Genomic DNA, 24,604 nt, shown 5'->3' with positions numbered 1-24,604 from the left:
CTTATTTTTTATTAATTTACACGAGAAAATTTTTGATAAAGTTGGTTGAAAACAATCATAAATTGTTCAATTTCTGCCATTGTATTGCTTTCATCTAAACTAATGCGCACAGCGGAAGTCGCTAATTCCCCTGGCACATGCATGGCATACAAGGTGCTGCTAGCCATTTTTTTTCGGCTAGAACAAGCACTCGTAGTCGAAATATAAATCTGTTTTTCTTCCAATGCATGGACCAGCACTTCGCCACGAATCCCTTTCAAAGCAAAACATAAAATGTGTGGCGCAAAATGTTCATTATCTTGTGAAAAAACAGTCACATTTTGAAATTCTTCTAGCGCCTTTAATAAATAACTCCGTAATGTCGCCACATGTTGCGGCCGTTGTTGTCCGTTCTCTAAATGCAAACGTAACGCTTTGGCCATTGCCACAATTGCTGGTACGTTTTCTGTCCCACTGCGTTGGTTGTTTTCTTGCCCGCCTCCTGTTAAAAGCGGCGCTAAACGTTTTCCTTGTTTCCAATACATAAAACCAATGCCTCGTGGTCCATGAAATTTATGTGCAGAAAACGTTGCAAAATCCACCCGATCCGTTAACCACTCTGAGTAATTAACTTTCCCAATTGCTTGAACCGCGTCTACATGAAAATGAATTTTAGGAAACTCCGCTAAAACCTCGCTGATTTCTTTAATTGGTTGAATCGTTCCCACTTCATTGTTGACTGCCATAACAGAAACCAAAATCGTTTCTTTTCTAATTAATTTCTGTAATTCCTCGACTTTCACACGACCTTCTTTATCCACTGGCGCATAAGAAAGTTCAAAACCTAGTTCGACTAATTGTTCCGCTGTTTCTGTAACTGCTGGATGTTCCACTGCAGAAATAATAATATGATTACCAAATTCTCGTTTTTCGATTGCCGTTCCTTTTAAAACCCAGTTATCTCCTTCAGTTCCGCCACTTGTAAAATAGATTTCATTTGCTGAAACATTGATTAGCTCCGCAATCTGCTTCCGTGCTTGTTGTAAGAGCCGATTGGCTTGGTTGCCTAAGTCATGCAGACTAGACGGATTGCCAATAATCCGCTGACTGGTTTTTACATATGTATCTAAAGCCTGGGGGTAAATCGGTGTAGTTGCACTATTATCAAAATAAATCATTTGTCACCCTTCTTTTTTAAAATTCTTTCCCATTATATACTTTCTAAAGTATCACTTCAAGTCACCCCCACGCCATAAAAACAGAGGCTTGTCTGTCGACAAACCTCTGTTTAGTGATTGTTTAATTAAATTGCTGTTAAATTAGGGTTATTGATATTTTTAAAATAAAAATCTTCGATTCGTTTGAACGCCCCTGGCTCAACAGCTTCCAATGCCGTTCCAATTTCATCTAATGCATCTTGATAACGGAATTCTGTCGAGAATAAATACATGCTTTTATCTAAAGCCGCTCGGATGTTCTCGTGAGTATGACGATAGCGGTTTGCATATTGCATCATTTGTTCTGTCAGAGCTGCTGCATTGACTAAATCTTTTGTTTTCTTATCTAATAACTCTAAATCATCTTCGCATAAGTCACACAAACGATTGATTTCATCCATGTTAATGCGCATTTTATTTAAGGCTCGGCTTAAATCTTCAATTCGATCCGTTGCCACATAGAAAAATTCTAAGTAATCAGCAGACAAACCTGGCAATCGTTGCTTTTCAACATACCGTTTGATACTCCGTAAACGGAATTCGTATTCGTCAACTTTTTCTTGGGCGACTTTTTCGCCTTTTCTTAGTTCTTTCAATGAAGCATCAATTTCTAATTGTTGATTTTCAATATCATCTAAAATCTTATAGCATTCTTTATAGAACGCTTGAATTTCAGAGTAAGGAACGGTATGTTCTTTCATTCGAGGTTCCAAGTCTTTTTGACGGCGAATAATTTCTTCAATTTCCGTTTGAAAACCACGACTACGTCCTAGCTCGTTGTTATTTAAGGTGTAGCTTTGTGATACATGGTCCAATTCAATCATTAATTGACGGTTATTTTTTAAGGAATGAGAAATATAATCGTCAATAATTTTTTGATTGGTCACGACATATTTCTTCGCTTCAATCTCACGTTCCATCACTTCATATAATGCATCAATCGCCGTTGCTGTGTCACGGTTCGCAACCTCTACTGCGGCAATCTCTGTTTTCTCTAAATCAGCCATTGAATTCTCGACACGTTTTTTCGCATGTTGAATTTCTTCAGCAAAGTTTTGTTCAGGGAACACATAATCGTCAGCTAATAATTGGTTGTAGCCTTCTTCGATTTCTTTTAATTGATCTGGGAAAGTTTCATTTAATTCTTCATACATTGGTGGAATCCGTTTCATTAAGTCTTCCAATTCATACGTATGACGTTCTGCATCTTCTAGGACTTCTCGAGCCTCGATTGGGTCCCCCGATGTATTTAGTGTGACAAATTGTGTGAATTCAATTTCGACGTTTCTTAATTGTTTTTGGATTTCGGAGTAAGCTGGACCAAAGCTAGCTTTATCATCTTTTAGTGATTTACTTAATTCTTCATAGACATCCAAAGCTTTTTGAACTTCCAATGAATTGCGCTCTTCACTTTCACGTAATTCTTTCAAGCCATTACGAATGACTTCCACTTCGGCTTCCATTTCGGTCATCGTTTCATTCGCTTCCACGACTGCTTTCTTCGCTTTCATGAAACGGAAAATTTCATTTTGATTTTCGACTTCATAAATTTGACTCTCTAGTTCGGCGAAAGAACGCGTCGATAGTTCTACCCAGCGTTGATTCCATTCACGGAAACTATTTTGACTCTGTCCAACTAGATGCATTTTTTTAATGTCATCGATTTCTTCAAAGACTGGCAAGTCAAACAGGGCTTCTTTACGAACTTCTAATTCATCTAATTGTTCTTGATTTTTTTTGCGCATAAAATAACCAATTAAGTATAGCACCGCAGCAATAATAACGATTACTAGTACTAAAATGATAATCCAATTATTCTTCATTTTGGCTCCTCCGATAATTTTTCTATAATAAAAGAAAGGTTGTTTGTTCTCTTCACACGGTTATCTATTGTTCCTGACCCTTGAAAAAGGGCATTCTTGCAGAAATACCTATAGAAAATTATAGCACAAACTGTATATTCATTCACTAGTTATAACAAACTTTTTTAAGAAAACCCGCGATCTTCTTACGAAGGGGTTGATTCACTGCTTTCATCGATCCGATTTTCACTAATTTTTTTACAAATATCACTTAGTTGTGTTAAGAAGGCATCCGCTTGACTTTGATCCATCCCAAAGTGTTCATCGCGCATCGCCCAAACTTCTAGCCCAGCTTCTTTGGCAGAGGCAATGCCTTTTTCTGAATCTTCAATGGCTATACATTCCTGTGGCGCAACAGCTAATTCTTGTAACGTGTGCAGATAAATATCCGGCGCCGGTTTACTTTCTTCGAAATCTTCCCCACTCACGACCGCATCAAAATAACTACTTAATTGCCCCACTGTCAAAACCTCTTCAATTGCGTCTTTTGTGGAAGAAGAAGCTAATCCGATTTTATAGCCTTGTCTTTTTAAAAATTGTAAAACACGTTTCGCATTTTCATCAAGCACAGCTAAATAATCTATCGGATGCGCTTTTTTATAGGCTATGTATTGTTCATTTAAAAAAGCAATATCTAGCTCTTTTTTGTTGACTTGTTCAATCTTTTGCCATAATGAACGCATATCCGCACCGACTAATTCTGGCAAGGTTAGGCCCTCAATGGTCAAATCAAATTCCGCTAAAAATGCTTTACGTCGCTCATAATAATAAGCTTCGCTTTCTACTAGGACACCGTCCATATCAAAAATAATGGCAGTTTTGGATTCTGTCATACTATTTAACTCCTTCGTTACGACTCATATCTTTACAGTTTAACAAAATTTTAAGGAAAAATGAAGAACAAATATTTTCATGATTTCCTAACTTTCTGAAAATAAGTGGTTGCTTTTCTAAATGTTTTTCGGTATCCTTTTACTAATCTACAAATGAGAAAATAATTAAAAACAGGAGTGATAAACGTGAACGTAGTTAAATTCGGCGGTAGCTCGCTAGCATCAGCACCACAGTTACAGAAAGTCTTACAAATCGTCAAGGAAGAGCCGCGCCGAACGTTTGTCGTTGTATCCGCTCCTGGAAAGCGAACCCCGCAAGATATTAAAGTGACTGATTTATTGATTCAATACTATCAGCGCTACTTAAATAATGAGGAAATTGAATCGACAATCTCTGCCATCATTCGTCGTTATGAAGATCTTTTTGATGAATTACACTTGGATAAAGCAGTTTTAGCTGATATTGCTATTTCGATTCGCCAATTAGCCACTTTACCAAAAGAAAACAATGCTTTTTTATTTGACTATTTTTTAGCTAGCGGCGAGGACAATAATGCAAAAGTTGTTGCCAGTTTTTTCAATCAGAATGGCTTAGATGCTCGCTACATTAGTCCAAAAGAATTAGGTCTCCTAGTGACACCTGAGCCAGGCAATGCCCGCATTTTACCAAAAGCTTTAGAGAAAATTAGTGCCTATCGTGAGACTCAACAAATCTTGGTTATTCCAGGTTTCTTTGGTTATACAGAAGCCGGCGAAATTTGTACTTTTTCTCGTGGCGGTTCCGATATCACAGGGTCCATTGTTGCCGCAGGTGTTCAAGCAGATTTGTATGAAAACTTTACCGATGTGGACGGAATTTATGTCGCCCATCCTGGAATTATTGAACAGCCTCAAACGATTCAAGAATTGACCTACAGAGAAATGCGGGAGTTAGCTTATGCAGGATTTGCCGTCCTCCACGACGAAGCCTTAATGCCTGCCTATCGCGCAAATATTCCAGTCGTTATCAAAAATACCAACAACCCACATCATCCTGGCACCCTAATTACCACCTCTCGCAAAGTGAAGCATGCTCCTGTTGTAGGAATCGCTAGTGATCAAGGGTTCGCAAGTATTTACATTAGTAAGTATTTAATGAATAGAGAGTTAGGTTTTGGGCGACGGCTTTTAGAAGTACTAGAAAAATTAGCCTTGAGCTATGAGCATATGCCCTCAGGAATTGATGACATCACGATTGTTTTACGAGAAGACCAGTTAACAACTGAAATTGAAAATCGACTGATGGCCCAACTCCAAGAAGTTTTAGCGCCTGATGAGTTACGCATCACGCATCACCTTTCCATGATTATGATTGTCGGCGAAGGCATGCGCCAACGAATTGGGGTTACTGCTGAAAGTACAATGGCGTTAGCCAAAGAAAAAATCAACTTAGAAATGATTAACCAAGGATCTTCGGAAGTAAGTATTATGTTTGGTATTAAAAAAGAACAAGAGGAAAAAGCCATCAAAGCCTTATATCGGACGTTCTTCCATGATTAATGAAAAAGACGAATGAGTTTTCTCATTCGTCTTTTTCATTGGTTTCAGTAATTTTCAATTGGCGTTGAATTTCCGCTTTAATTTTAGCTTCTGGCGCAAAATCTTGTTCCCAATTTTCAGGTTTTAATACTTTATTTGTTTCTGGATCATAATGTGGCTGCCCATCTGGAAATAATTTTCCCATATTGGCTTGATGAACGATTTCAATAATTTTTGTTGGATTGACGCCCATTAAGCAAAACGAACCATAAGTAAAATACAATAAATCAACTAGTGCATCCACTTCCTCCACTAAAGGATCAGATACTGGTTTGCCTTTCGCCAAGACTTTCTGCTCTGCTTTATCGACAGATTTTTTTAATCCGTCGACCAATTGTTGAAAAAGCACTTGGTCATTATTAGCAGCACTATATAAAAATTCCACAAGTTCTTCGACTTTAAACTCTGCTCGTCGACTGGCTAGCTCTGGCGAAAAAGCAGTTGGTTGCTCTGGTTGTTGTGGATTAAAAACCTCGTGGAAGGCACAAGCCATTTCATAAGGGGATTGCTTTTCAGACATTCAGCTACCTTCTTTCTCAAAATAAATCTAATTGTTTTGGATTCAAATCATCGTAACTCAAATTCAAGACTTTTTGCATCTGTAGAGCGTTTTCTGCGGCATCGCCGCCAGAATTATTATTAAAAATTACGCCCACTTCTTTAGCTTCTTGCGACATTTTTAAAACAGCTTCGCTTAAATCAGCGATTTCCTGCGTATTATAATGATAAAGGGTTCTTTTTTTTCGCCACTCTGCATCATTGGCTAACCAGCCAGCCGCATTACGTCCGTGAAACCGGAAGAGCACGAGATTAGGATTCGTTACATACGGATAAAAGGGCACTGGATTCGTAGGAATCTGCGGTTCATCTACAATCACAAGTGAAAATTGATTTTCTTTCATAAATTGCAACATTTGTTTTACAAAGTTTGGTTGATACCATGAATTATTTCGTAATTCAATGGCGATGGGTAGGTCTTTAAACCAGTGACGAATTTTTTGCAAGTAAGCGACATTTTCTTTCGTACAACCAAATGTTCCTGAAAATTGTACCAGAAAGGCAAATAATTTTTTACTTTCAATTAATGGGGCCATACTTTCTAAAAAAGCGGTGATCATTTCTTCTTCACTTGCATAATAGGTCTGCCACTCACCTTGACAACTGATTCCACTATAAACTTTCATGACAAAGCGAAAGTTTTCGGGAACTGCTTTGACCCATTCAGCTACTCGTTCTTTGGGAGGAATCCCGTAATACGCCGTGTCCATTTCAACTAGCGGTAAATGACTGGCATATTCATAAAGCGTGGCCCGTTTTTTTCCAGTTAAATAGTCGTGTTCACTAAAAGATGTTAATCCTAAGCGAATCATGTCCTTCCTCCTCTGCGCAACTTTTTATTTTCTAAATCGTCATCTTAACTTAATTTGTCCAATCGATATTCGCTTCACAATAGGTTTGACCATCAATCCGAATCTCATGGCGTGTTTTCAACTGATTTTCTTGTTCGACAATTTCGTAATGACTTTCGACTTCTTGGCCATATTCTACTTCTTTGTCAAATTTCACAAGAATTTTTTTCGGTTGATGCGTTGTTAAAAAGTCATACCCTAACACATCCAATAACCAATTAAAGTAAATCGCATTATTAACATGTTGATTGCCATCAATATCAAAAAAACGCACACGATAAGGTAAAAAGTTCCCCTCTGTGACTTTTTCAATTTTTTCATGGCGATAAATTTTAGTGATTTTTTTAGAATCAAAAGGTGCAATAATTTCTGGTAACACACTACTGATTTTCCGATTTTTTTGATCCATTAAGACAAAGGTTGATTTCACAAAGACACATTCATTGCCTTCTTCATCGTGAACCCAAAAGTTACGATAACAAAAATATTTGTTATAACTCATAGCTTGCGTTGTAATTGCTACTTTTTCACCAACTTTTGGTAAGCGGTGAATCTCTATTTCATAGTTGGTGATGACCCAGCCTAGGCCAAATTGGGCGACATAAGCTGCATCTCTTCCTAGTAATTCTGTTTGTTCTTCTGATACTTTAATGACAACCGCTAACAAAGCCGGTATCTTCATTGCACCAGTAAAATCGCCGTCATAGTAGGCAACTTCATAAGAGGATGTATGTTTTTTTCCCACGAAATAATCTCCTTTTTCCAATGGCTACTTTCGTGTCATTGTTTCTTCTTAAAAGTATACCACGTGATTTCTTCAATTGCGATTCCGAATGAAAAATTAACAAAACTTTGAAAAACACTATTATTTATATTATTTAAAAACATTCTTAATATTACTTAAAAAATATTGTTTTATTTTTAAAAATAACATTTCTTATTATTTGTATCCGAAAGATTATTATGTTATATTCCTATCTGTAAGCGCATACAAAATAATTTTTTAGGAGGTTTTTTTCGTGAAAAAGAGTTTATTAACAATCGTCCTGGCTTTTAGTTTTGTTTTAGGTGGCGCTGCATTGGCCCCTACTGTTTCGGAGGCTCATGGTTACGTAGCAAGTCCTGGAAGTCGTGCTTTCTTTGGTAGTTCTGCTGGTGGTAACTTAAATACAAATGTTGGTCGTGCACAATGGGAACCTCAAAGTATCGAAGCGCCCAAAAATACGTTTATTACTGGTAAATTAGCCAGTGCAGGTGTCTCAGGTTTTGAACCTTTGGATGAACAAACAGCTACTCGTTGGCACAAAACAAACATTACAACAGGTCCCCTTGACATCACTTGGAACTTAACTGCCCAACATAGAACTGCTTCTTGGGATTACTATATTACTAAAAATGGCTGGAATCCCAATCAACCATTAGACATTAAAAACTTCGACAAAATTGCTTCAATCGACGGCAAACAAGAAGTTCCTAATAAAGTTGTTAAACAAACAATTAATATTCCGACAGACCGCAAAGGTTATCATGTCATTTACGCTGTCTGGGGCATTGGTGATACGGTGAACGCCTTTTACCAAGCGATTGATGTGAACATTCAGTAAAAATACTCACATCTTAAACTAAATTAAAGGAGTTCTCAAAAAATGAAGCTAAAAAAAATAATTCCTGCTTTTCTCCTTCTTTCAACCGTTGCAGTTGGCTTGTGGTTAACGCCTACTCAAGCTTCTGCAGATGCTGCGGATACGATGGTAGATATCTCTGGCAAAAAAGTGTTGGTTGGATATTGGCATAACTGGGCCTCAAAAGGACGCGATGGTTACAAACAAGGAACATCAGCATCACTAAACCTTTCAGAAGTAAATCAAGCCTACAATGTCGTCCCGGTTTCCTTCATGAAAAGCGATGGCACGACACGGATTCCTACGTTCAAGCCTTATAACCAAACGGACACTGCCTTCCGACAAGAAGTCGCACAATTAAATAGTCAAGGTCGCGCAGTTTTATTGGCACTTGGTGGAGCAGATGCACATATTCAATTAGTCAAAGGCGATGAACAAGCCTTTGCGAATGAAATCATTCGTCAAGTGGAAACATACGGCTTTGATGGTTTAGACATCGACTTAGAGCAATTGGCGATTACTGCTGGCGACAACCAAACCGTCATTCCTGCTGCATTGAAAATAGTCAAAGACCATTATCGAGCACAAGGAAAAAATTTCATCATTACGATGGCGCCAGAATTCCCTTATTTAAAACCTGGTGCCGCTTATGAAACATACATTACTTCCCTAAATGGTTATTATGATTACATTGCCCCACAATTATATAACCAAGGCGGCGACGGTGTCTGGGTTGATGAAATTATGACTTGGGTTGCTCAAAGCAACGATGCTCTAAAATACGAGTTCCTCTATTATATGTCTGATTCATTAATCCATGGCACGCGCGGCTATCTACAGATACCAAACGATAAATTAGTCCTTGGTTTACCAGCAAATCGGGATGCTGCTGGTAGCGGCTATGTCGTTGAGGCTACCCCTGTAGCCAAAACTTTTGATCAGTTAGCAAAAGACGGTAATCCTATCCGTGGCTTAATGACTTGGTCTGCAAATTGGGACGTTGGTCAAGATGTCAACGGCAAGTCCTACAACAATGAATTTGCGACACGTTATAGTAACCTCGTAAAATAAAAGCTATTTTGAGACAGAACACCGCATTTGGTTCTGTCTCTTTTTAAATTTTACTCACCTGTCTTTCAATAATCCAAACAATGTTCTCTTGCTTTCTAACCAATTAATTTTAAACCAATCACAGAAACAATGATTAAAAAAATAAAAAATATCCGTCGTAGGTCTTTTGATTCACCTAAGAGCATTCCTAAAATAGCGCCTCCTGCTGTACCAATTCCTGTCCAAACTGCATAAGAAACGCCCATCGGTAATTGTCTCATCCCTAAATATAAAAATAAGAAACTACCACTAAACGCTAGAATTAAAATTAACAATGAACGTAAGTCTTTTTTTGTTGTAAATAATTTAATTGAACCTACGCCAAAGATTTCAAAACAGCCTGCAATAACTAAGTATAACCAACTCATCTTGTTTCCTCCTCTTTATTTCCAGTTACCATTTTTAAGCCAATCACACCTATTAATAACAGCAACAGAAAAAGAACTTTTCCTATGCCCAATGGTGTGTGGAATAAAAAATGATCTGTTACAATAGTTCCAGCACTACCTAAGCCGACAAATACAGCATAGGCTGTGCCCACTGGCAATTCCTCTCCTGCTTTAATCAGCGCATAAAAACTGATAAAGATTGCGATTACTGTCCCTAAAATCTCCCACCATGTTGTACTATGCTTCATGCCAATGACCCAAATCACTTCACAAAAAGCGCCAAAAATAACTTTTAACCAAGCTTTACTCATCTTGTTTTCCTTCCCTTCCAAACAAAAAAAGTGCCAACAAACAGTTCAGCTATGGCCTAAGAACTGTTCATTAACACTTTAGTCGCAAGCATCCGGCGATGTTTACGAAAGTTTATGTATTAAAATATCTCAGGCTATTATATTCTTATTTTTTTAAAAAATCAACTAAAAAATAATAGTTCGAATTCGAGACATTTCTTTTGCATTTTTAGGACTAATCATTTAAACTTACTTTTAGTAAGTTAATTAATCAAAAAATTATTTTTCTTTTAGGAGGATTTTTATTATGAATACACAAATTTTAGGTTTACACCACGTCACTGCCATGACTTCAAGTGCTGAAAAAATTTATCACTTTTTCACCGATATTTTAGGTCTACGTTTAATTAAGAAGACTGTCAACCAAGACGATATTGAAACATATCATTTATTTTTTGCTGATGATGCCGGCTCTCCCGGAACAGATATGACTTTCTTTGACTTTCCAGGCTTACCTAAAGGAACCAAAGGAACCAATACAATTTCTCGTACTTCCTTCCGTGTAAAAGATGATGCTGCTTTGGATTACTGGGTATCACGCTTTAATGAATATGCAATTGATCATGGAGAAATTCAAGAACGTTTTGGCAAAAAGTATTTAGAATTTGAAGATTTTGACAATCAACGTTACCAACTTATTTCTGATGAAAAGAACCAAGGTGTTGCAGCTGGCACGCCTTGGAAAAAATCTAACGTTCCTAGTGAACATGCTTTAATCGGCTTAGGTCCAGCCTTTGTAACTGTCGAAAATTACGAACATCTGCAACTAGTTTTAACTGAAGTTTTAGGGTTCAAATTGATTGATGCTGAAGGTAGTTTCCATTTATTTGAAGTTGGCGAAGGTGGGAATGGTGCCAGCATTATCGTAGAGCATCGAGAAGATTTGCCAGCGGCCCAAGAAGGCTACGGCAATGTCCATCACTTAGCCTTGCGCGTTGCCGATGAGGAAGCACTACGTTTCTGGATTGAAAAAATTAATCGTTTGGAATTTCCTAATTCTGGCTTTGTGGAACGTTTTTACTTTAAATCTGAATATTTCTTGGCAGCAACACATGTTTTATTTGAACTGGCAACCGATGGTCCTGGATTTTTAGAGGATGAAACCTATGAACACGCTGGTGAAAAATTATCATTACCGCCATTTTTAGAACCAAAACGGGCAGGGATTGAAGAATTTGTGCGTCCTTTCGATACTTCAGATGCGAATGTTCAAAGAAATTAGTATTTTTTCTAGGAGGCTCCTATGATTCATTACAATAGTAACGAGTTATCTGCAAAAACAGCGTATAAATTTTTATCAGGAAGTATTATTCCTCGGCCAATCGCTTGGGTTACAACACAAGATACAGCTACAGGTGTCGTCAACGCTGCTCCCTTTAGTTTCTTTAATGCGGCGGCAGCTGAAATTCCTTTAGCAACGTTGTCCATTTTACGACCAGACAAAGAGCCTAAAGATACGGCACGAAACATCTTGGCTACTAAAGAACTTGTCATCCATTTCGTTAACGAAGACGTTCTTACTCAAATGAATCAGACTTCGGCACCTTTAGCAGCAGAGATCAGTGAAATTGACACATTCGGTATTGAAACCATTGCCAGCCAGACTGTTGCTGTTCCAGCAATCAAAGCCGCGCCGATTCGGATGGAAGCTCGCTTGCATCAATATGTACCTATTGCTAACCATGAAGGTCAAATTATTACGGATTTATTCATTGTAGAAATTACCGATTTCTATTTTGATTCAGCCGTTTTCGATGAAGAACATCAGTACATTTTACCTGAAAAACTCCAACCGATTGCTCGTTTAGCAGGCAATGATTATACAACATTGGGCGAAATCCGTGAAGTTCGCCGCCCAACGTAAAAAGAAGGCCCCGCCATGACGGCGGGGCCTTCTTTTTCTGTTTTATGCTAATGCTCCCATTGGATCCCAAGGTGCCAAAACAGTTGGCGCTTGTTCCCAAGCTTTTTTCTGTTCATCAGTTAATAAATCTTTGTGCACAACGATTTGATAAGTGTATTCGTCCATCCACGCATCGCTCATAACGAAGAAGCCATTTTCACCGACTTTTTCGCCCCAGCTATTTTCCACTTTCCATTTTGTTGTTTGACCATCAACGATATCAACACCTGTTAAAACCATGGCGTGTGTCATTAAGCTTTCACCAAAGTCTAAACGTTCTGCTTTAGTCATCGTAAAATCAATATCAAAAAGATCGTTCATATCGTAAACATCTAATGCCATAATTCCTGTGTCACGTGTTGAAGATTGTCCGACATCACAACCAAACCAAACAGATTCGCCTTGTTCCAATTGTGCAGCAGCTAATTTTTTGAAAGCAGCCATTTCTACATTTAAATATTTAACTTCTTTGCCGCCGACAACATTCCCTAACATTTCAACAGTGTATGTTTTGTTGAAGGGTTTATCTTCTGTAGGAGCATTAATAATACTTACATAATCATGTAAATTAACGCCAACGTATTTTTCAAAGAATGTTTGCGGTGTTAGATTTTGATCCAAATGATAATTTTTTTCTTCGTCACGGTATTCAAAATCAAAGGTTTCTGGCGGTGTTCCTAAAGAGATTGCTAAGAAATTATAAATTTCTTGTAACATTGCTTCTTTGTTTTTTTGGACTTCTTCAGCAGAAGCGCCTTTTTCAATTAAACTACGTAAAATTGTTGCATCTTTGCGTAATTTTTTATTTAAATAGTTGTTTAAATCACGTGAATTGGAGCTGTTGCTGCTTTCAGGCATTGCCGTTTTAGGCACTACGCCATATTTATCAAAAATTGAAACGATCATATCCCATTGCCCACCATCTTGTTGTGGTGTAGCTAATAAAAAGGCCACTTTACGACTAGTCAACGGTTGATCGGCTGTTGCAATAATATTTTCATAGAAATAGTTTGATTTTTCATATTTATCCCAGAAAAATGTATAGTTTTGTGATAATTCAAAATCTTTTAATTGAAACGCATTTAACATTCTATGTCTAAATGTATTTAATGCCGCAAACATCCAGCAGCGACCGCTTTGTTTTTGATTGGCCACTTTTCCAGTAGCTAAGTCGACTGAAAAGACGGGTACGTTATTCACGGCTCCTTGTACAGATTCACCTGAAGCGCTGATACCATTTTTTACTACACTACGTTGTAAGGCATTTTGTTTATTATTGTTCAAGAAATCTTGATGGAATTTCTCTGTTAATTTTGGTTCAATTGCTGTCATATTTTCATCGTCCTTTCATTTTACGTTCTTCTTCATTATATGCTTCTCTTTAAACAGAAACAACCATTTACTCTAAATTCCTTGCTTTCCAACTCTTTTTGTATTAGTATATATAATACAGATAGCACAAATAAGACAGGAGTGATTCGATGCTTTTAGAAATAGATGAACAAAGCGAACAGCCCATCTATCAGCAACTCATTGATCAAATCATTGTAGGCATTGCCAAAGGTGAACTGGTTCCTAATGAAAGTTTGCCTTCTATCCGACAATTGGCGGACGAAATCGGGGTCAATATGATGACTGTTTCAAAAGCTTATAATAAGTTAAAGCAATCAGGTTATATTGTGACTGACCGTCGTAACGGCACCAAAATTGCCGCAAAGTTACCTGCTACCGCTGTTTGGCAACAGCAATTGCATGAGCGTTTAGAACTTCTGTTGGCTGAAAGTTTTTTACATCAGCAATCCGAAGCAGAAATCCAAGCACTTATTCAGAAAATTTATCAAAATTTTGATTCGAAAGGGCGTGCATTATAATGGCGGTATTCTTTTATTTCATCCTAGTTTCTGTCGCTTTTTTTATGGCATTTACTATGGGGATTTATGCAAATCCTCACAAAAATATTATTTTGGAAAACACTTTACCAGAAGATAAACTACAAGATCCCAGCGTTCAAGCAATCCGAAAACGTTATAAAAAACGCTTGGTTCAACTAGCAGCCGTTTTTAGTGTTCTTAGTTTGCCTTTGTTATTTATTCCTTATGATTCGATTTTATTGTTCCTTTTTCTGTTACTTTTATTTAGTTTTATTGGCAGTGGCTACTATCTGCAAATCGTTTATATTCGCAAAATGGCCGCTTTAAAAATGCAAAACGGCTGGTTGCTACCTAAGCGTCCTCTCTTAATCGATACGCAATTAGTTTTAAATAAAAACCAGAAACTTATTTCATTTTGGTGGTTTTTACCTGCAATTATTCTTACTTTTGCTGGGGGCTTTTATTCCTTGCAAACGGCGATTGGTTCCTGGATTCTTTTCTTAATTACTGTTTTGATGTTAAGTTTGTTCATTGGCGGCTATTATTTTATTGCGCGCTTACCTGTCAAACCGCTAACTAGTGACTCAAAAATTAATCAGCAAATCAATGATTTATTTCGGCATCATTGGTCTGTTTTAATGGTTTTATCCGCCTTAGTTTTTGCACCGCTAACCATTTTACCAACTTTCACAATTGTCATTGATTATACGGTTGCGATGGCTCTTACATTTTGTTACTTTATTCTTTTGTTTGTTTATGTAGGCTTTCTCTTCTACTACCTATTTTCAATGCGCAAAAAACAAGATCAATTCGTTTTACAGGCTGGCGATTATCGCTATGGGGATGATGATCAATATTGGCGGTATGGGATTTATATCAATCCCAAGGACCCCAAAATCATGGTTCCTGATCGCATTGGTATGAATTTATCTATTAACCTAGGACGGCCTGCTGGGAAAATTATTCTAGCCGCTACTGGCATTTTAACGATTGCGGTGCTGTTCTTTGCCACAGTGCCGATGTTTATAAATGATTTTTCTAGTCATGCCTTTCAAGCAACTATTGAAAAGAAACAAATTGAGTTATCTGCCCCATTAGCAAAAACAAGGTCAATTCCTTTTAACCAAATCACTGCTGTTTCTTTGATTGATGACTTACCTCAAGAACGCATCCGCACAATGGGTGCTGCGACAGATAGTTACTTAACAGGAGAATTTAAAGTCGCTGGAAAACCTGCTTATTTACTAATTTATACAAAAAGTCATCCGATTCTGAAAATAGAAACGCGGAAGAAAGTTTATTATTATACTGCGCGTGAGGGTCAAGAAACGACTAAGATTTATCAGGAAATCAAAGCAAAACTTCCATAACAAAAAAACAGGGCCTACTCATGATGGTAGGCCCTGTTTTTTTGTTATTCGCTGACAACCTTGAATTTTGTATCTGCCAACGTGGTATTCAGTTCATCCTGGCTTACTTCACGATCTGCTGTCACAACGGCTGTTTGATCTGCCAAGTGAACCTCAACATTCGTTACGCCGTCAATTCCACTAAATTTTTCAGTGACCGCTTGAACACAGCCATCACATTTCATCCCATCAATTTTTACTGTTTTTTCCATTTCACTTCATCCTTTTCAATTTTATTTTTGACTTCCACTAGTTCTTTTCACCGTCGAAGGTTTAAATCCTTTTAAGCGTAAGGCGTTTAGTAAGACAGAGACTGAACTAAAACTCATAGCTGCTGCTGCAATCATCGGACTTAACAAAGGTCCACCAAATAAGTGTAACACACCCATAGCCACTGGAATACCTAATGTATTATAGGCAAATGCCCAGAAAAGATTTTCTTTGATGTTTTTGATGGTCGCTTTACTTAATTCAACTGCTGTAGGCACATCCATTAAATCACTACGCATTAGCACAATGTCGGCCGATTCCATTGCAACATCTGTGCCTGAACCAATAGCAATCCCCACATCTGCTTGGGCAAGTGCTGGTGCATCATTAATACCGTCACCCACCATCGCTACTTTTTTGCCTTCTGCTTGTAGTTTTTTCACTTCTAACGCTTTATCTTCTGGTAAAACTTCACTTAAGACACGATCGATACCTACTTGTTTTGCAATCGCCTCGGCAGTACGCTTGTTGTCTCCCGTAATCATCACGGCTTCGATCCCCATTTTATGCAAACGTGCAATGGCTGTTTGACTGCTATCCTTCACAGTATCTGCTACCGCAATGATACCCGCAAACGAACCATCTTTTGCCACAAACATTGGGGTTTTCCCTTCTTCTGCCAAACGATCCGCTTGTTGAACAAACGTTGATAGCTCGATGGCTTCTTCTTTCATTAATTTTATATTGCCCAAAAGTAGGACTCGTTCGTTGATTGTCACACGGATGCCGTGACCTGGAATCGCTGAAAAATCGCTTCCTTCTACTAATGGCAATTGACGTTCTTTAGCCGCTCCCACAATTGCTTCACCTAGAGGATGTTCTGATCCTTGTTCTGCAGAAGCTGCTAATGTTAGTAACTCAGCTTCTGAAAGTGCTGAATCAGCAACTAAAATATCTGTAACCACCGGTTTGCCTTCTGTAATAGTTCCTGTTTTATCAAACACGATTGTTTGAATTTTGTGAGTGGTTTCTAAAGCATCCCCACTTTTAATTAAAACGCCATTTTCAGCGCCCTTACCTGTCCCCACCATAATCGCAGTCGGCGTTGCCAAGCCGAGCGCACAAGGACAAGCAATCACTAACACAGAAATGGTAATTGTCAAAGCGAAAATCCATGACTCTTGTCCTAAAAAGAACCAAGCCAAGCCAGAAAGAACAGCCAAACCAATAACGATTGGGACAAAAACACCCGAAATTTTATCAGCTAATTGTGCAATCGGTGCTTTTGAGCCTTGCGCATCTTCCACTAATTGAATGATTTGGGCAAGGGCCGTCTCTTTTCCCACTTTTGTTGCCTTGAATTGAAAGCTGCCATTTTTATTGATGCTAGCACCAATTACTGCATCACCGACTTTCTTTTCAACAGGCAAACTTTCGCCCGTTAACATGGCTTCATCCACAGAACTACTGCCTGAAACAATCACTCCATCAACAGGGATTTTATCTCCTGGGCGAACAATCACAATGTCATCCAACTGAACAGCATCAACTGGCACTTCAATTTCTGCGCCATCACGTAAAATATGGGCAGTTTTCGGTGCTAAACCCATTAATTTTTTTATCGCATCTGAGGTTTTCCCTTTTGAAACAGCTTCGAAATATTTTCCTAATGTAATTAAAGTTAAAATAACACCCGCTGATTCATAATAAAGAGCCATTGTAAAACTTGTGTCTCCTAAAAATATCATGACTGTGCCATATAAACTATACACAAAAGCAGCACTGGTTCCTAAAGCTACTAAAGAAAACATATTCGGATGTCCTTTAAATAATGCTTTAAAACCGACTGTGAAAAATTCTCTGCCGACATATAGGACGGGTAACGTCAAAATCAATTGAACCATTGCAAAGGTCGTCGCATGTGTCATTGGATTCAAAAAATCCGACAATGGTAAGCCTACCATATGTCCCATCGCAATATAAAGAAGGGGTACTGTAAACACCGCTGAGATCCAAAAACGTTGCCACATCTCAGCAATATGTTTTTGTTTCTTTTCACGATCTTGGTCCGCTGTTGCACCTGCAGCGACTTCTTCTGTCGCTTGATAACCTGCATCCGTAACTGCTTTGATAATTTTAGCACTCGTTACTTGATGGTCGTCATAACTAACCACCAGTTTTTCCGTGGCTAAATTAACAATCGCTTGTTGAACACCAGATAATTGGTTCACAGCTTTTTCAATCGTTTGGGCACAGGAAGCACAACTCATTCCTTCAATCGCAAACGTTCGTTGCTGGGCTGGGCTAATCGCCTTGTAGCCAGCATCTGACACAGCTTCCTTAATTTCTTCTTCTGTGACTTCCGTCTGATCATACGTGACACTTAATTTTTCCGTAGCTAAATTGACACTTGCCTTTGCCATCCCAGGTAACTTCGCCGTAGCCTTTTCAATCGTTTGGGCACAGGAAGCACAGCTCATCCCTTCAATATCAAACGTTTTACTTTCCATTTTTTTCACTCCTTTTTAAATTAAATGACATTGGCATTGACCAGGAATACAGTTACAAGGGACGGATTCAACCGCCGTCTTGCGCTTCTCTTTCAAGAGTTCCTCTAATCGATCCAAATCGTCATAACTCAACTGACTCTCTGTTAAAATTGTTTCTACCACGGAACCAACTTTACGGCTGCACACCTTAGCTAAAAGTTCGTCTGCCACCGTTTCAACGCTCCGACGTTCTTCTACTAGCGGATAATAAATATATTTATTGCCTGCTTTCTCCGTTCCAACTAACCCTTTATCTGTTAAACGACTTAGTAACGTCTTGACGGTCGTTGATTTCCATTCTTTCTTCTCATTTAAAAGTGTATGCACTTCACGACTCGTGGTCTTGCCTTGGGTCCAAATAACCCGCATGACTTCCCACTCTGCATCTGTAATTGTCGCTAATTTATCTTTTGCCATACTCGTTAAATTCCTCCTTCATCAATAAAAAAAGAGTTCAAGGTTTTTGACTACAAACGTAGTCGTTTATCTTGAACTCATCATATAGCTATTTTATTTTTTTGTCAACAACTTCTGCTCATCTTTTTTTATTGCAACGCAGATTCTTGTTTTTTAACAAAGTATTTCAATAAGAACGGTGCAACTAAGGTCGTTAAGATAATTACCACAATCATGCTCGTATAATACGCTTCTGAAAGTAATTTAGATTGGTAGCCAATTTGCGCAATGATTAATGCCATTTCCCCACGCGAAACCATCCCAGCACCGACCATTAAAGAACTTGTATTGGAGAAACCAACCATTTTCGCTCCCCAGGCGCCGCCCAGTAATTTCGTTAAAATCGCCATAATCGTCATTACCAAAATAAAAGGTAAATCTTTTCCTAACGTGTTAAATGTCACTGATAAGCCAATGCTGGCAAAGAAGACGGGAATAAACACGGCATAGCCAATAGCTTCAATATTGAAATCAATTTCTGTTTTTGCATCCGTTTGTCCCACAGCAATCCCTGCAAAAAAGGCACCTACGACAGAACTTAAACCAACTAAATCAGCCAAATAAGCCATGCCCAAACAGATAATCAATGACATGATAATAACAGACGACCCAATGTTCATTTTTTGACTTAAACGTAGTAAATAGGGAGCAATAAAGCGGACCAAAAAGAAAATCCCAATAAAGAATAAGCCTTGTTCAATTAACTTAACAATAAAGCTGACTTCTGTATTGCCGCCTGTACTTGCACCAATCATGCCGACAGCGACACTTAAAATAATCACGACCACGATATCGTCAACGACGGAAGCCCCAAGAATCGTTGCACCTTCTTTACTACTTAAAACATTCAACTCTCTTAATACTTCTACTGAAATGCTGACCGACGTTGCTGCTAAAACTAACCCAAGGAAAAAAGCTTCTTTCCAAGAAAAAGCAAACAGCTGACCAATCAACATAGTAAAACCAACCGGTAAAACGATGCCCAAAATAGCGACCATGACACTAGGTTTCGCATATTTTTTCAATAATTCCAATTCACATTCCATTCCAGCAATAAACATCAGCATAATGACACCAATTTCTGAAAAGTCATGCACAAACACATCTTGATGCACAATATTTAACATCGCTGGACCTAACACAATCCCTACTAGCAATTGCCCAATTACCGCAGGAATTCCTACTCTTTTACAAGCAACACCTGCTAAAGTCGTTGTAATTAAAATCAAACATAAAATACCTAAAAATTCCATTCTATTTCCCTCTTTCTCTATTAACCAATCATCACTGATTCTTTTGGATATTGAACTTTCGACTGACTTTCCAAGCCTTTCTTAATTAATGACAATAACACCGTGTACACACCCACACGACCGATGAACATTAGAAAAATAATCACCAGTTTACCAAAAACAGTTAAATCTGGTGTTAACCCCATTGTTAAACCGACCGTTCCAAATGCAGAAATCACTTCAAAAACAATATACTCAATCCCGTTTTTTAAAGGTAATGTTTCTGTAAACGAGAGAATAACCGAAGCAGTTACACATAAAAAAGTTGCCAAGAAGAACAAAGTAAACGCTTGGAGCACTACTCGCTCAGGAATTGTGCGTTCATGGAATTCCACTCGCTGTTTCCCTTTAAAAATTGCACGAAATTGTAAAAATAACACACCAAACGTAGTGGTTTTCAAGCCGCCAGCGGTTGATCCTGAAGTGCCACCAATAAACATCCACAAAATCGTGACAATCAGGCCTGGATTACTCATTTTCAAATAATCAACTGAATAAAAGCCAGCCGTTCTTGGTGTAACCGACAAGAACCAACTGTTGACAAGACGCTGCCAAAAAGACATGTCAGCTGGAAAATGGCGATATTCTGAAATGTAAAAAATAACGGTCCCTAAGACTAAAAAGGTGGCGGTCACCGTTAAAGCAAGGCGTGTATGAATACTAACACGGTGCTTAATTTTATTTTTATAGCCTTTAATCATTGCAAAAATATCGCGCCACACAATAAATCCTAAACCACCAGCTATAATTAAAAAGCTAATGACTAGTAAAAGATAAGGCGAATTTTGATAAGGAACCATACTATCCCCTAGCAAATCAAAGCCAGCATTACAAAATGCCGAAACGGCATGGAAGAGACTAAAAAACAACCCTTTTTTCCACCCAAATGTTGGCACAAATTGAAAGGACAACAAGAAGGCTCCAAGTAATTGAATAATGGCCGCAAACTTCATAATATATTTCATTAAACGAAAAACTCCGGAAACTTCACTAACATTTAACGCTTCTTGATACAACATCCGTACACTTAGTGACGCTTTTTTCCGCAGCAAACTAAAGAAAATCGTGGCAACGGTTAAAAAGCCTAAGCCGCCTAATTCAATCAAAATCATAATAATAACTTGCCCGATAGGACTCCAATGCTCCGCCGTATTCAAAGGCGAAAGCCCTGTAACACAGACGGCGGAAGTTGCCACGAAAAAAGCATCAATCCATTGCGTTTTTTGTCCAGCTTGTGCAGAAAAAGGCATCATTAATAAGATTGTGCCTACAACAATTAATAAAAAAAAGCCTAAGACAATTGTTTGAACAGGTGAAATATACAACCTTTTTTTGATCTGATGTTTCATTTTTTTCTCCTCTACCATTTCTTTGTCAATCAAAAACAACACAAACGGCTAGACAACTGTTGCTTTGTTCCTCTCGCCCTATGAGAAACTCAAAACCTTGAAAACAACTTGCCCAACCGAATAATTATTTTTTAATTTTTGTTTTCACGTTGATAAATCGAATAAACCAACTCATTTTTTTGATAAACCTGTTTTAAACGAACTGGAATTGATTGAGCCATTGTCTCGTATAGAGCAATGCCCTCACCCAGAAACAGTGGTATTGTCGTCAAAATGAAGGTATCAATTAAATCAGCTGCCAAAAGCGGTTGAACCACTTTTGGGCCTCCAACAATCCAAATTCCCGCGCCGTCTTCTTCTTTGAGACGACGAATTAATGTGACTGGATCTTCCTTGGTAAAAGTTCTTGAAGCAGTTGATGGTTCTGGATGAGAGGTAATGATATAAGAATGCTTGTCTTCATAAAAATACACATCTGGGGACAATTCTTGTGTAACTTGATCATAAGTAGTCCGCCCCATTACCACAGTGTCTATTTTTTTATACATTTCATCGTAACTACGATCTTCTTCATCGCCACGAATATTCTCTTCTAACCAAGCAACACCGCCCGCTTTATCCGCAATGAAACCATCAATACTCGCTGCAATAAATAAAATTACTTCCCGTGCCACATCAACGCCCCCTTTTCTCTTCTTATCTATTTTAGCTTGTTTTCTCAAAAAACTCTAGGGGTGCGCATTGTTATTTTTAAAAGAAAAAAGAGAAAAACTAGGATAATTGGGCTACTTTTTGTAAAATAGGAAATAAGAAACTTTTTATTGAGTTATTTTACATTTTTTTCAAGAAAAATAAGAATTGGTTTATTTGATTTACACAAAAAAATAACATATTCAGTTTTTATATAAAGGAGGATTACTTTGTTTGATTTAGAGAAGGTTCAGACCTTGAATGAATTAGAAATGCTCGTTTACCATTATGTATTGGAACACCTGCACCAAATCCCTCAACAGACCATTCGCCAACTGGCTACTTCCTGTCATGTCTCCACCTCAACGATTCTACGATTTTGTAACAAAATGGGCTATGCTGGTTTTTCCGAATTAAAATATGCAGTGAAAGAAGAAGCCAAACAAACACAAACGTTTGAAAATTTTTATGATGCCACGGTTCACGTCGATGCTTTTTTGAAAAAATTAAACCAAGAAACCTATTACGAAATGCTTCGTCCAGCAATCCAAATGATTGTTCAAGCACGTCACGTTGCCTTTACTGGCATTGGTACTAGCGGAATTTTAGGTAGTTATGGCAGTCGTTATTTTGCCAACTTAAATATCAATTCTTACAGTATTGCTGATCCCTTTACGCCTATCCCCAAGCGCGGATTTGAAAATACATTAGCCTTGATTCTGTCTGTATCTGGGGAAACCAATGAAATGATTAAACAAATGACCGATTTTAAAACAGCTGGTGCCAAAGTGCTAAGCATTACCAACAATCAACATTCAACTATTGCCCGCTTGGCTGACTACAACATCTCCTATTATATGCCCGACGAACGTTCTCCATTTGCAGATAAGTCAGTCAATACAACCACTCAAATCCCTGTCATTGCTTTAATTGAACTCCTAGCTCATCAAGCAAGTCAACTTTTAAAGGAACTAGATGAAACACCTTCCTAGTTGCTTTTCACAAAAGCTCATGCTGTCTAAAACAGCATGAGCTTTTTTGTTTTTTTTCTTGGTACATGTTTCTCATTCAAGCAAAAGTCTATTTTTTCTTCAAATAACCTTATATAGTAAATATGTAAACGGATACATTTGCATTTATATTATTCTTCAAAGGAGAGATTTTTATGAACGAATGGATTAACGAGAAATTATTACCTCCAGTACTAAAATTCGTCAATACCAAAGCAATTACTGCCTTACGGAACGGGATGCTTTACACGATGCCTTTTACCATTGTTGGTTCAGTGTTTCTTCTATTAGCGAATTTCCCAGTTACAGCTATTTCTGAATGGGTTAACGCAAGCGGTCTGGCTGTTTATTTCAATCAAGCATATGGTGCATCTTTTGCGATTATGTCGTTATTTGCGGTCATCGGTATTGCCTACTCGTATGTAAAAAGCGAGGGATTTGAAGGACTCCCAGCGGGCATGATTGCCATGGTGGTTTTCATTTTGTTTATGTCATCTGAAGTCAAAGATGCGGTTTCTGGCGCAGTAGTTGGCAATGTCATCAACAAAGATTGGACAGCTGGCAAAGGGATGATTACAGCTATTATTGTTGGTTTGTTAGTCGGCGTTGTATATAGTTGGTTTTTACGTCATGATATTCGTATCAAATTACCAGAAGCTGTACCAGAAAATGTGGCCAATTCCTTTACTGCGTTAATTCCTGCCAGCGTCATTGTAACTGGTGCAATGCTAATTTTCATTCTTCTAGATAAAGTCTTCAATACGACATTCTTTGACTTTATTTACGAAGTGCTACAATCACCACTTCAAGGAGTCACAGATTCACTAGGTGGCGCATTACTATTAGGTTTTGTCATTCCGCTCTTTTGGTTTTTCGGTGTTCACGGGTCAACAATCGTTGGCGGTATCATGGGCCCTATTTTACAAGCAAACTCTTTAGAAAATACCGAAATTTTGAAATCAGGAAAAGACTTAACACTGGCTAATGGTGGCCATATTGTTACACAACAATTTTTAGATCAATTTTTAACGGTCACTGGTGCGGGCATGACAATCGGGTTAGTCGTGTTCATGGTTTTCTTTGCCAAATCAGCTCAGTTTAAGCAATTAGGTCGGCTTTCAATTGGGCCAGCTGTTTTCAATATTAACGAGCCAATTGTCTTTGCTACACCTATCGTGATGAACCCAATCATGGCTGTGCCGTTCATTATCACACCGATTGTTTCTTCTGTTGTGACATATTTTGCCTTGTACACAGGACTGGTTCCTCTCTTTACTGCGGTACAAGTTCCCTGGACTACTCCTCCAATCATTTCTGGACTTTTAGTTGGTGGTTGGCAAGCAGCGTTGCTTCAAGTAGTAGTACTGACGATGAGTTTCTTTATCTATTTACCGTTTGCTAAAAAAATGGATGCACTTAATTACGCAGAAGAAACCAATCAACCAATTACTGAAGAAACCCTTGAAAAAGTCGAAGCACAAAACGTATAAAAATTTGAACAAAGGACTGAAACGAT

The 24,604-nt window shown here is 38.1% G+C and carries 24 protein-coding genes; 9 read left to right on the top strand and 15 right to left on the bottom strand.

Annotation, left to right across the window (positions count from 1 at the left end):
* Nucleotides 1-11 precede the first annotated feature (11 nt).
* The 3 genes from IGM09_RS01390 to IGM09_RS01380 form a co-directional block, all read right to left on the bottom strand.
* The gene (locus tag IGM09_RS01390; RefSeq protein ID WP_016617028.1) at nt 12-1,157 is read right to left on the bottom strand and encodes a cysteine desulfurase family protein; all 1,146 of its coding nucleotides are present in this window, start codon (nt 1,155-1,157) and stop codon (nt 12-14) included.
* A gap of 125 nt (nt 1,158-1,282) precedes the next feature.
* On the bottom strand, nt 1,283-3,019 hold the full coding sequence (ezrA, locus tag IGM09_RS01385; protein ID WP_002355233.1) for a septation ring formation regulator EzrA: 1,737 nt from the start codon (nt 3,017-3,019) through the stop codon (nt 1,283-1,285).
* Nucleotides 3,020-3,204: 185 nt separating this feature from the next.
* Nucleotides 3,205-3,891 carry an HAD family hydrolase gene (locus IGM09_RS01380; RefSeq protein ID WP_016617027.1) on the bottom strand — a complete coding sequence of 229 codons (687 nt, stop codon included), beginning with the start codon at nt 3,889-3,891 and terminating at the stop codon, nt 3,205-3,207.
* A 186-nt stretch (nt 3,892-4,077) separates the two neighbouring features.
* Between IGM09_RS01380 and IGM09_RS01375 the strand changes: the two genes are divergently transcribed.
* Nucleotides 4,078-5,430 (top strand): aspartate kinase, encoded by a 1,353-nt coding sequence (locus IGM09_RS01375; protein ID WP_002385384.1) that lies wholly within the window; start codon nt 4,078-4,080, stop codon nt 5,428-5,430.
* A gap of 22 nt (nt 5,431-5,452) precedes the next feature.
* On the opposite strand, the gene IGM09_RS01370 is transcribed toward IGM09_RS01375, so the two are convergent.
* Genes IGM09_RS01370 through IGM09_RS01360 form a run of 3 tightly spaced genes read right to left on the bottom strand, consistent with a single transcriptional unit; the run spans nt 5,453 to nt 7,623 of the window.
* Complete coding sequence (locus IGM09_RS01370; RefSeq protein WP_002358362.1) at nt 5,453-5,989, bottom strand: haloacid dehalogenase; 537 nt, start codon at nt 5,987-5,989, stop codon at nt 5,453-5,455.
* 16 nt (nt 5,990-6,005) lie between these two features.
* Nucleotides 6,006-6,839: a DUF72 domain-containing protein gene (locus IGM09_RS01365; protein WP_002358361.1), complete on the bottom strand. Its 834-nt coding sequence runs from the start codon at nt 6,837-6,839 to the stop codon at nt 6,006-6,008.
* A 49-nt stretch (nt 6,840-6,888) separates the two neighbouring features.
* Nucleotides 6,889-7,623, bottom strand: a complete 735-nt coding sequence (locus IGM09_RS01360) for an acyl-ACP thioesterase domain-containing protein (protein WP_033624793.1) — start codon at nt 7,621-7,623, stop codon at nt 6,889-6,891.
* 274 nt (nt 7,624-7,897) lie between these two features.
* On the opposite strand from IGM09_RS01360, the gene IGM09_RS01355 reads away from it, so the two are divergent.
* Nucleotides 7,898-8,482, top strand: coding sequence for a lytic polysaccharide monooxygenase (locus IGM09_RS01355; RefSeq protein ID WP_002355225.1), 585 nt, complete (start codon nt 7,898-7,900; stop codon nt 8,480-8,482).
* Nucleotides 8,483-8,524: 42 nt separating this feature from the next.
* The gene (locus tag IGM09_RS01350) at nt 8,525-9,571 is read left to right on the top strand and encodes a chitinase (protein WP_002364979.1); all 1,047 of its coding nucleotides are present in this window, start codon (nt 8,525-8,527) and stop codon (nt 9,569-9,571) included.
* Between the two features lie 95 nt (nt 9,572-9,666).
* On the opposite strand, the gene IGM09_RS01345 is transcribed toward IGM09_RS01350, so the two are convergent.
* Complete coding sequence (locus tag IGM09_RS01345) at nt 9,667-9,978, bottom strand: DMT family transporter (RefSeq protein WP_002355223.1); 312 nt, start codon at nt 9,976-9,978, stop codon at nt 9,667-9,669.
* Nucleotides 9,975-10,331, bottom strand: coding sequence for a DMT family transporter (locus IGM09_RS01340; protein WP_002386054.1), 357 nt, complete (start codon nt 10,329-10,331; stop codon nt 9,975-9,977). The genes IGM09_RS01345 and IGM09_RS01340 overlap by 4 nt, the downstream gene beginning before the upstream one ends.
* 265 nt (nt 10,332-10,596) lie before the next feature.
* On the opposite strand from IGM09_RS01340, the gene IGM09_RS01335 reads away from it, so the two are divergent.
* Together IGM09_RS01335 and IGM09_RS01330 are read left to right on the top strand one after the other, a co-directional pair.
* Nucleotides 10,597-11,571: a ring-cleaving dioxygenase gene (locus IGM09_RS01335; RefSeq protein ID WP_002355221.1), complete on the top strand. Its 975-nt coding sequence runs from the start codon at nt 10,597-10,599 to the stop codon at nt 11,569-11,571.
* Nucleotides 11,572-11,592: 21 nt separating this feature from the next.
* Nucleotides 11,593-12,213, top strand: a complete 621-nt coding sequence (locus IGM09_RS01330) for a flavin reductase family protein (protein WP_002395578.1) — start codon at nt 11,593-11,595, stop codon at nt 12,211-12,213.
* A gap of 42 nt (nt 12,214-12,255) precedes the next feature.
* Here the strand turns inward: IGM09_RS01330 and IGM09_RS01325 are convergent, their stop codons facing one another.
* The gene (locus tag IGM09_RS01325) at nt 12,256-13,584 is read right to left on the bottom strand and encodes an aminopeptidase C (RefSeq protein WP_002358357.1); all 1,329 of its coding nucleotides are present in this window, start codon (nt 13,582-13,584) and stop codon (nt 12,256-12,258) included.
* A 149-nt stretch (nt 13,585-13,733) separates the two neighbouring features.
* Here IGM09_RS01325 and IGM09_RS01320 point away from each other — a divergent pair, with 149 nt between their 5' ends.
* Nucleotides 13,734-14,123 carry a GntR family transcriptional regulator gene (locus tag IGM09_RS01320; protein WP_002358356.1) on the top strand — a complete coding sequence of 130 codons (390 nt, stop codon included), beginning with the start codon at nt 13,734-13,736 and terminating at the stop codon, nt 14,121-14,123.
* A complete protein-coding gene (locus tag IGM09_RS01315) occupies nt 14,123-15,493 on the top strand; it encodes a DUF5808 domain-containing protein (protein ID WP_016617026.1) in 1,371 nt (456 codons plus the stop codon). Before IGM09_RS01320 ends, IGM09_RS01315 begins: the two co-directional genes overlap by 1 nt.
* A 44-nt stretch (nt 15,494-15,537) precedes the next feature.
* Here IGM09_RS01315 and IGM09_RS01310 read toward each other — a convergent pair whose 3' ends face one another.
* From IGM09_RS01310 to IGM09_RS01285, 6 genes are all read right to left on the bottom strand, one after another.
* Nucleotides 15,538-15,744, bottom strand: a complete 207-nt coding sequence (locus IGM09_RS01310) for a heavy-metal-associated domain-containing protein (protein WP_010775519.1) — start codon at nt 15,742-15,744, stop codon at nt 15,538-15,540.
* Between the two features lie 21 nt (nt 15,745-15,765).
* On the bottom strand, nt 15,766-18,252 hold the full coding sequence (locus IGM09_RS01305) for a heavy metal translocating P-type ATPase (RefSeq protein ID WP_016617025.1): 2,487 nt from the start codon (nt 18,250-18,252) through the stop codon (nt 15,766-15,768).
* A 15-nt stretch (nt 18,253-18,267) separates the two neighbouring features.
* A complete protein-coding gene (locus tag IGM09_RS01300) occupies nt 18,268-18,708 on the bottom strand; it encodes a CopY/TcrY family copper transport repressor (protein WP_002358353.1) in 441 nt (146 codons plus the stop codon).
* 128 nt (nt 18,709-18,836) lie between these two features.
* Complete coding sequence (locus IGM09_RS01295; RefSeq protein WP_002355211.1) at nt 18,837-20,000, bottom strand: cation:proton antiporter; 1,164 nt, start codon at nt 19,998-20,000, stop codon at nt 18,837-18,839.
* A 20-nt stretch (nt 20,001-20,020) separates the two neighbouring features.
* A complete protein-coding gene (locus IGM09_RS01290; RefSeq protein ID WP_010713602.1) occupies nt 20,021-21,388 on the bottom strand; it encodes a TrkH family potassium uptake protein in 1,368 nt (455 codons plus the stop codon).
* A 131-nt stretch (nt 21,389-21,519) separates the two neighbouring features.
* Nucleotides 21,520-22,110, bottom strand: a complete 591-nt coding sequence (locus IGM09_RS01285; RefSeq protein ID WP_016615451.1) for a dihydrofolate reductase family protein — start codon at nt 22,108-22,110, stop codon at nt 21,520-21,522.
* Between the two features lie 198 nt (nt 22,111-22,308).
* Between IGM09_RS01285 and genR the strand changes: the two genes are divergently transcribed.
* Nucleotides 22,309-23,070: a transcriptional regulator GenR gene (genR, locus tag IGM09_RS01280; protein WP_002362941.1), complete on the top strand. Its 762-nt coding sequence runs from the start codon at nt 22,309-22,311 to the stop codon at nt 23,068-23,070.
* A gap of 173 nt (nt 23,071-23,243) precedes the next feature.
* Nucleotides 23,244-24,578 (top strand): PTS sugar transporter subunit IIC, encoded by a 1,335-nt coding sequence (gene genB, locus IGM09_RS01275; protein ID WP_002355207.1) that lies wholly within the window; start codon nt 23,244-23,246, stop codon nt 24,576-24,578.
* Nucleotides 24,579-24,604 lie beyond the last annotated feature (26 nt).

Source organism: Enterococcus sp. DIV0167 (assembly GCF_050541555.1).
Taxonomy (GTDB): domain Bacteria; phylum Bacillota; class Bacilli; order Lactobacillales; family Enterococcaceae; genus Enterococcus; species Enterococcus faecalis.
This window is presented reverse-complemented; position numbering and strand designations above follow the sequence as displayed.